At 48.8% G+C, this 8,063-nt stretch carries 4 protein-coding genes; 1 reads left to right on the top strand and 3 read right to left on the bottom strand.

Translation table 11 applies throughout. The annotated features are described in order from the left end of the window. The first annotated feature begins 367 nt into the window (after positions 1-367). On the top strand, positions 368-2,500 hold the full coding sequence (locus tag ACTQ16_RS15040; RefSeq protein WP_441938164.1) for a cation:proton antiporter: 2,133 nt from the start codon (positions 368-370) through the stop codon (positions 2,498-2,500). Between the two features lie 91 nt (positions 2,501-2,591). Here the strand turns inward: ACTQ16_RS15040 and ACTQ16_RS15035 are convergent, their stop codons facing one another. The 3 genes from ACTQ16_RS15035 to ACTQ16_RS15025 form a co-directional block, all read right to left on the bottom strand. After that, positions 2,592-5,060 (bottom strand): glycoside hydrolase family 2 TIM barrel-domain containing protein, encoded by a 2,469-nt coding sequence (locus tag ACTQ16_RS15035; RefSeq protein WP_441938163.1) that lies wholly within the window; start codon positions 5,058-5,060, stop codon positions 2,592-2,594. Positions 5,061-5,148: 88 nt separating this feature from the next. Next, positions 5,149-6,405 (bottom strand): rhamnogalacturonan acetylesterase, encoded by a 1,257-nt coding sequence (locus ACTQ16_RS15030; RefSeq protein WP_441938161.1) that lies wholly within the window; start codon positions 6,403-6,405, stop codon positions 5,149-5,151. A 38-nt stretch (positions 6,406-6,443) separates the two neighbouring features. Next, positions 6,444-8,060 carry a rhamnogalacturonan acetylesterase gene (locus tag ACTQ16_RS15025; protein ID WP_441934104.1) on the bottom strand — a complete coding sequence of 539 codons (1,617 nt, stop codon included), beginning with the start codon at positions 8,058-8,060 and terminating at the stop codon, positions 6,444-6,446. Positions 8,061-8,063: the final 3 nt, after the last annotated feature.

The following is an 8,063-nucleotide window of genomic DNA, read 5'->3' as shown; positions in this document are numbered from 1 at the left end:
TTATGTAAAATCTTTCAAAGAACTCTTTCTTTATATTGCTTCGAGTAATGCTTGATTTCTCAAAAGCGAGTGCAAAAGTACTAACTATTTTCCATTCCACCAAATTCTTCGGCAAAAAAGTTCGATAAACAGATATGTTTTAACACTCGTAAACATTTCGAGCTTTCAAAAATCCTTTTATACCTTATTATATATATGAAATAGATTCAAAAATACAGTTTGGCAATTTCTACTTGCCATTCTCATGATCCTTTTAGCGACAAAAGCGGTTTCTAGCCTGATAAAATGCACATAAAAGACAAAAGCTTTGCTCTTTTCAAGAATTATTTGTACTTTTGCACTCAAAAAATAAAATCAGAATAAGCCTATGTTACATATTGCAGAATATTTCCCAATAGCTGACCCTACGTTGATATTCTTCGTAGTACTCCTCATCATTCTATTTGCCCCAATCATCATGGGTAAATTAAGAATTCCCCACATCATAGGAATGGTTTTGGCAGGAGTACTGGTCGGTAAATACGGACTCAATATCCTGGAACGAGACTCATCTTTCGAGCTGTTCGGAAAGGTGGGGCTTTATTATATCATGTTCCTAGCCGCCTTGGAAATGGACATGGAAGGCATGAAGAAGAACAAGATGAGACTACTCATTTATGGTCTTCTTACCTGTTTCGTTCCTTTTTTCCTTACGTTCGGCATGAGTATCTGGCTGCTTCATTATTCCTTCAGGGCTTCCATGCTTCTAAGTTGTATCATGGCATCCAACACCTTGATAGCCTATCCTATCGTGGCACGCTATGGATTGCAACAGAAGCCAAGCGTTACGTTGAGTGTGGGTTCCAGTATGCTTTCACTTTTGATAGCCCTCATCATGCTGGCGGGTCTCGTAGCTTCATTTTCCAAGCACGACGGTATCCTTTTCTGGCTATTTTTCGCAGCCAAGTTTGCTGCATATTGCGGATTCATGATATTTCTGATTCCAAGACTAACGCGATGGTTTCTACGCAGATACAGCGATGCAGTAATGCAGTTTATCTTTGTGATGGCGATGCTTTTCATGAGTGCAGCCTTATCCCAGATGGTAGGTATCGAAGGTGTCTTCGGTGCCTTCTTTGCGGGTCTTATATTAAATAGGTATATCCCGCACGTGTCTCCGCTGATGAACCGATTGGAGTTTACGGGCAATGCACTCTTCATTCCATACTTCCTGATAGGTGTGGGCATGCTCATCAATGTGGGGTTGCTTTTCCAGGGCGGTCATATTCTTTGGGTAGTATTCTGCATTGTTTTCTTCGGAACATTAGGAAAAGCCATCGCCGCCTATGCCGCCTGCTTCGGATTCCGGTTGCCGCTGTCATCGGGTCACATGATGTTCGGCTTGACTTCTGCCCATGCCGCCGGCAGTATCGCCATGGTGATGGTGGGTATGAACATTCTGGTGGGTCCGAACACCTATCTGGTAAACGATGACATGCTGAACGGCGTGGTGATGATGATTCTCTGTACCTGCATCATCTCTTCGATGCTCACCGACTGGAGTTCCAGAAAGATTATCCTCCGCGACAAGGAACTACCAGATGCAGAAGATGACAAGAAAGCAAGCGATGAGAAGATTCTCATTCCTGTGAAATATCCGGAATATGCAGACAACCTGATGAACCTTGCTTTCCTGGTAAGAAACCAGAAATTGAACAGAGGACTGGTTTGCCTGAATGTTGTGTATGATGACAAGGATATGCGATACAAGCAGGAACAGGGCCGCCAGCTGCTGGACCATTGCAGCCAACTTGCGGCAGCCACAGACGTGATGACGCAGACGCAGGTCCGCATCGCAGCCAACATCGCCAACGGCATCAAGCATGCCTTCAACGAGTTCCAGTGTTCCGAAATCATCATCGGCATGCACATGCATCCTGAGGTTTCACCTAAATTCTGGGGAGAGTTCCATCAGAGTCTGTTCAACGGACTGAGCCGCCAGATTATCATGGCGCGCATCAAGCAACCGCTCAATACCCTGCGTCGCATAGAAGTGGCAGTACCATCCAGAGCCGAGTTTGAACCAGGCTTCTACAGATGGGTAGAACGTCTTGCCCGACTAGCAGGCAATCTGGATTGCCGTATCCAATTCCACGGTCGCGAGGAAACCCTGGCACTCATCAATGAATATATCACCAACCGTCATCATGAAGTACGTGCAGACTACACCCTGATGAATCATTGGAACGAGATGCCTCGAATAGCTTCCCAGATAGCGGAAGACCACATGTTGGTGATTATCACAGCCCGTAAGGGAACTGTATCTCACAAGACAGCTCTCGAACGCTTACCGGAAGAAATCACCCGCTTCTTCCTGGGAACCAATCTGATGATTATCTTCCCAGACCAGCATGGAGACTCCTCTGGCAATAACCTGACATTTGCCGAACCTCAACATCAGGAGGAAATCAGTGCTTATGTCGCATTCAACCAATGGATTAAAAAGAGATTCAGAAAATAATCCAAGATTTTCCAACAATAATAAAGGTCGCCAAGATTATGGCGACCTTTATTGTTATCAAATAGTTTATTACGTATTCTTATCGAACAGTTTATTTCGTATTCAGAACCAGCTTCTTGGCTTTCATCTTTTCGCCAGCTACAGAAAGTTCTATCTTTCCCGGCTTATTGCCGGCTCTCAATATCACGAGGGCGGAACCCTGGAAGAGATTGCGCTGAATGGTCTTCTCCAACTGGGTCTTTCCGATATGAAGCTCATCCGAAGCGATGTTTCCGTTATCCACCGCCACGATATTCGCATCGCCTTTCACGGTGAAAGTCAACTTGTCGAATGCCTTGGCATCCTTCATGTTCAGCACTCTTCTGCCCTTCTTATCCACGGCATAGATGCGGACGTGCATCAGATCCTTACCATCAGCATGCCAGGTCTCCACATCCGGAACCAGCTTCAGAGCCACAGCCTCGCCCGTGGTCTCTATCTGATGGCGAGCCACCACCTTGCCGTTCTTCTTAGCCACAGCCACCAGAGTGCCTGGAGCATAGGCGATGTTGTCCCACTTGATGCGGGCGCGGAGCTTAGGATCGTTGCTGTTCTTCTTCACTCCCAGAATCTTGCCGTTGAGGAAGAGTTCCACCTCGTCGCCATTTGTATAGGTATAGAGCGAAACCTTCTCGCCTGCCTCACGGTTCCAGTTTTCAGAAAGCTTTCCGGCAGAAACATTGATGCCATTCCACTGGATGTTGCCACCCGATTTCTCAATAACACCGATGTGAACGGTTGGCTCGTCAGTAAACATGCTCTTCACGAAATAAGCATCCGGCTTGGGCTGAAGAGAAAGGTCGAACACACCCTGGTTCCATCCCTTGACTGGCCATCCCATGCTCTCGCCCAGGTAATCGATGGCGCCCCAATAGGCAAGACCAATCACCTTGTCACGGTCCATCTCGTAGAAGTTAGGACCCATGGCAGCCACACTTGCCTCACTCTGATAGAAGGTTTTCTCCGGATAGCGCTTGCTGTCACCAGGGAAATACATGTAGCGATAGTTATATGAATTCACCTCAGTCTCTATTGCCAGGTCGGCTGGAATGGAATCCGTCTCCAGGTTGCGATAGCGGGGATGCATCGCCACGGTGGTGAGTCGGGTATCGTCATAACGGTGCAGCAACTCCTTCTGGAGCTTATAAGCCGTAACGCCCCAATCATTGAAAGGCAGGTTGCTGTATTGCTGCAACTCATTTCCCAGGCTCCACATCACCACCGAAGGATGGTTTCTGTCTCGCTTCACCCACTCAGGAACATCCTTTTGCCAGAGACTCTCCCATTCCACTCTGCCACCGGCATACTGAGTAAGCCACTTGTCGTAAAGCTCATCCACTACCAGGATGCCATACTTATCGCAGAGTTTCAGGAAATCCTCGCTATATGGATTATGAGAGGTGCGGATATGGTTCATTCCGAAATCCTTCATCAGTTTCAGTCGCTTCTCGATGGCACGCGGATAGGCGGCAGCACCCAGGGCACCGAGGGTATGATGATTGGCATAACCCTTGAGGAGAACCTTCTTGCCGTTCACCAGCAAGCCCTTCTGTGGGATGATTTCTATGGTGCGCACACCAAACGGCTCCTTTATCTGGTCGGCGATGTTGCCCTCACTGTCATAAAGCGTCACCTCGGCAGTATATAAATAAGGTGAATCCGGCGACCACAACTTGGCGTTTTCCAAAGAGATACTTGGCAATTCATACTCTCTGTCTCTCCATTTGGCATTGAAGTGGATGTCGTTCTTCTGCTCAGCCACCACCTTGCCATCGGCATCGAGAATGCGAACGCCCACCGGCATCTTGGCAGCAGTCTGTCCCTTAGCCACCTTCTGCTGGTTGATAATTTCCGCCTTGATCTTCACCTCCCTGTTGCCCTGTGTACGGATAAAGAGCGGATGGCGAGGGAAGAACAGATCCTTATTGGTAACGATGAGGTTGACATCACGATAGAGACCGGCACCCGTAAACCAGCGGGAGTTGCTTGGATTTTGCGTATCCGCCTTGACTGCGATTTCGTTCGTCTGTCCCCATTTCAAGAGTTTGCTCAGGTCGATATCGAAGCCCAGGTATCCATAGTCGGTACCACCGATTCGCTGACCGTTCAGATAGACATCGCCCACCAGCATGATGCCCTGGAAGTCGAGCACGATGCGCTTTCCCTTCCATTCGTCCTTGGGAGTGAGTTCGTAGCGATACCAGCCGATGCCCATCTCCTTGAATCCACGGGAACTCAATCGGCTGCGCACATTGCTGCCCGCATCGCTATTGTCAGGTCGCTCGCTGGCATCCGGAGCCACCCAGTCCTGTCCTATCAGGAAATCATGTGGCAGATTCACCACATCATCCACGCTCTGGGTTGATTTCAACTCAGCTATGTTCTTCACATCACCACGATGGAACTTCCATCCCTGGTTGATGCTGATGGTATCGCGCACCGCTGCATCAGCCGAAAGGGTTCCCATCAAAGGCAAACCACCCAGCAGCAACGAGGCGAAAAGTATTGTCTTTCTATTCATTCCAAATTCATTTAATATGAGATTTTTGAAACAAAAGAACTAATCATAAAGTTCAATGTTCAAAGCTCAAAGTTCAATGTTTAAAGTATTAATTTCCGTCTGGCTTGGTTACATCCTGATTCACGGATGGATACCATACGAATTGATTGAAATCATCAGGCTGGGCAGGATTGAAGTCCTTCCAGTCTGCACGGAGAAACTTCACGATAGGCAGATTGAGCTGTTTCATGCCCATCACCACCATCTTAGCCACCTCGTAGGCACCGTATGGATTGAAGTGGGTGTTATCCTCCAAAGCCTTAGTCTGGTTGGGATAAGTATTTGCCGGATAGTGAACCAGCGACTTCTTACTGTTCTCATACCCCAAGGTCTCGAAGAAAGTGCGGGTCATATCGTGAAGTTCTATCACAGGCACGCCCTCTCGCTTCGCCACAGCTCGCATGGCATCAGGATAATCGCCATGAGTTTCCTGAATCTTGCTATGGGTAGCATCGTCAAAACGGCGGCGCTGGGTAGGAGTTACGAAGATGATGTTGCCACCCTTCTTGCGTACCTCATCGATAAACTTCTTCAGATTGAAAGAGAAATTATACCAAGCACCACTGCCCACATACTTCTCCTTCTGGTCGTTATGCCCGAACTCACAAATCACATAGTCGCCCTTCTTCATCATCGCCAACACCTTGTCCAGACGGTTGGAGGCAAGGAAGGAACCGGCAGTCAATCCGCTTTCAGCATGGTTTGAGATAGCCACCTCCGGACCAAACCAGCGGGTCACCATCTGTCCCCAGGAAGCGTATGGCTCCGTAAACTGATCAACTACCGTAGAGTTGCCACAAAGAAATAAGGTAATGGTTTCGGCTGGAGCCGGCTCCACCTTGATACTCTTTACTGCTGGGGCAGCACCCGTAAACTCCAGAGTCAACTTCTCGTCCCAGGTAAAGTAATCCTTCTCGCGAGGCTTGATCTTTACGTTCATCTTCGCATTGATATAAGGGCTGCGCTTGTTCACGATGAAGGAGTAAGTCTTGAACTCGCCTTTCCTGGTGCTCACCTCGTCGAGCATCAAACGGCGGTTCTCTGCACGAACCACAGTCTTGCCCGCTTTCTTCTTAGAACCGAGCACCACGGTCACCTTATAGTTGCCATCCGCCACCTTCACGGAATAGAAGAAAGGCGCATTGCTCTTTGCCTTTGGAGCAGCCAAGATGTCATATCCCTGACCCTTCTCAGCAGAATAGACAGGCTGCGCCTTCAACAGGTCGATATCGAAAGTCTGGGCATTGGCGGCTACCGTAGAAGCCAGCGCCAGCAGACCGGTGAATAAAAAATTTCTTGTCTTCATTTTGATCCTTCTTTTAAGAACAATCTTATTCCATTGCTTTACTTCAGATACTTCGCCAAAGGACTCTTCATCTTCTTCAAACCCTTAGCCACGCACTTGGCATTATGCTGGGCACCCTTCAGACTGGTGTGGGTATGATCCTTCTTGTAATAAGCCTTCACCTTCTCCTTGCCTATCTTATCGTATGAATCGGCAGCGATGTTGTGGAGGTCGAGGAAGGCAACGCCTGTCTCTGCAACGATTTCGCGATACCACTTACCATAAGTATCGTTTCGGCGCTCCATCTTTCCGTCAGGCCACTCGTTGCGAGGAGTCAGGGAAACGAGGATTGGGGTAGCACCCTTCTCGCGCACATCCTGGATGAACTTCTTCAGATACCAGCCGAAGGAATAAACCACCTCATACTGCTTGCTCTCTTCCATCTGATAGACATGGCAGGTATCCTTGGCACTAGGAATGGAACCGCGCATCTTCTTGTCGGTCATAGAACAGATGTCGTTGTGTCCGAACTCGATGAGCACGTAGTCGCCCGGCTGAAGACTGTTGTATACCTTATCCCATCTTCCCTCGTTGAGATAAGAACGGGAACTGCGCCCCGCCTTGGCTGCATTCACGCAGGTAATCTTCTTAGGATTGAAGATGGTATAAGCCTGAGAGCCCCAGCCCCACATGCCGTCTTCGTCCTTATCGGCATTCTTCACGGTACTGTCTCCGGTGAAGAAGACGACCGGTTTGCCCGGTTCGCGCTTGAAATTCTCTACCGGCAAAGCCACATTGATCATCATCGCCTGCAAAGGAGCCAGACTTGGATCCTTGCTCTCTGCCAATCCCTCAGCAGCCGAACGGGCATTCATCATCGCTCCGAAACGGGAGGTGTGGATATGGTCGGTGAAGAAATGATACTTCTCCTTCCAATGACCATAGCTGTCGAGCTTGGCTGCAGAAATCTCGTTCAGATCTACAAAAGGAACGCCTTCCTGCTCTGCCACCTGCTTTGCCCACAATCCGAAGGTCTTGTTGACGCGGATAATCTTGTCGTTCTCATCGTAGGCATCACGAGGAGTAAGCGACATCAGGATAGGATGAGCACCCAGTGCCTTGCAGTCGTTGATATATTTGCGCATGTATTCGCCGTAAGTATAGACGGTTTCCTTCACGCCCGTCTCCTTGATGGTGACATTGAGCGAATCCTTGCCGATGCCAGGGATGCTGGCACGTGCTCTTCCGCTATCGTAAGGACCATTGTCGTTATGACCGATGGAGATGATTACCCAGTCGCCAGCCTTGATGCCCCTGCGCACATCCGGCCACAGACGGTTATAAAAGGTACGGCTGCTCATGCCTCCGAGCGCCTGGTTCTCTACCGTAATCTTGTTGGCATCGAAGAACTCGTGCTCGTAGTATCCCCAGCCCCACTGACCGTTATTACCATTACCCAATGTGCCATTGCGCATGGTAGAGTTACCTATGAGGAAGAGCACCGGGTTGTTGCCCTTGCGGCTGGTTCCCGGCTGTATTCGAGCGGTCATCGCCTTGTTCAGGCTATCTACGGTATTGTCGATAACCTTGTTGACATCTTCCATCGGTTTTGCCACCTGGGCAAAAGAAGCTGTTGTTGCCGCCATCAATGAAATGGCGAATAATATTCTTTTCATTAG

This window comes from Prevotella sp. LCP21S3_D2 (assembly GCF_052118345.1).
Taxonomy (GTDB): Bacteria; Bacteroidota; Bacteroidia; order Bacteroidales; family Bacteroidaceae; genus Prevotella.
Note: the sequence above shows the minus strand (reverse complement) of the source record. Positions and strands in the feature narration are given on the sequence as shown.

Bases quoted from the DNA above. Each gene is read 5' to 3' on its own strand.
- ACTQ16_RS15030 (WP_441938161.1), bottom strand. From the start codon at position 6,405: ATGAAGACAAGAAATTTTTTATTCACCGGTCTGCTGGCGCTGGCTTCT.
- ACTQ16_RS15035 (WP_441938163.1), bottom strand. From the start codon at position 5,060: ATGAATAGAAAGACAATACTTTTCGCCTCGTTGCTGCTGGGTGGTTTG.
- ACTQ16_RS15025 (WP_441934104.1), bottom strand. From the start codon at position 8,060: ATGAAAAGAATATTATTCGCCATTTCATTGATGGCGGCAACAACAGCT.
- ACTQ16_RS15040 (WP_441938164.1), top strand. From the start codon at position 368: ATGTTACATATTGCAGAATATTTCCCAATAGCTGACCCTACGTTGATA.